This is a genomic window from Bacillus pretiosus (genome assembly GCF_051294775.1).
Lineage (GTDB): Bacteria > Bacillota > Bacilli > Bacillales > Bacillaceae_G > Bacillus_A > Bacillus_A wiedmannii.
This window is the reverse complement of record NZ_JBPPHF010000038.1, coordinates 1-372: the sequence shown is the minus strand read 5'-3', so window position 1 is coordinate 372 and position 372 is coordinate 1. Positions and strand designations below refer to the sequence as shown.

Annotated in this window: 2 rRNA genes; both read right to left on the bottom strand. The window is 43.5% G+C overall.

From position 1 onward, the window contains the following. A 23S ribosomal RNA gene (locus ACSG5Z_RS29750) occupies positions 1–118 on the bottom strand; the annotation flags it as partial. 146 nt (positions 119–264) lie between these two features. Next, a 16S ribosomal RNA gene (locus tag ACSG5Z_RS29745) occupies positions 265–372 on the bottom strand; the annotation flags it as partial.

The window sequence follows — 372 nt, the reverse complement described above, 5'->3', positions numbered from 1 at the left end:
TTCGGAAATCTTCGGATCAAAGCTTACTTACAGCTCCCCGAAGCATATCGGCGTTAGTCCCGTCCTTCATCGACTCCTAGTGTCAAGGCATCCACCGTGCGCCCTTTCTAACTTAACCAAACTAAAATTAAAAAAATATGAGCTACACTGTTATCTAGTTTTCAAAGAACATACATTTATATATGAGAGATAGTTCTCTCAAAACTGAACAAAACGAAACACGGAAACTTATATTGATGAACAGCGTTCATCAATTCTCCATAGAAAGGAGGTGATCCAGCCGCACCTTCCGATACGGCTACCTTGTTACGACTTCACCCCAATCATCTGTCCCACCTTAGGCGGCTGGCTCCATAAAGGTTACCCCACCGA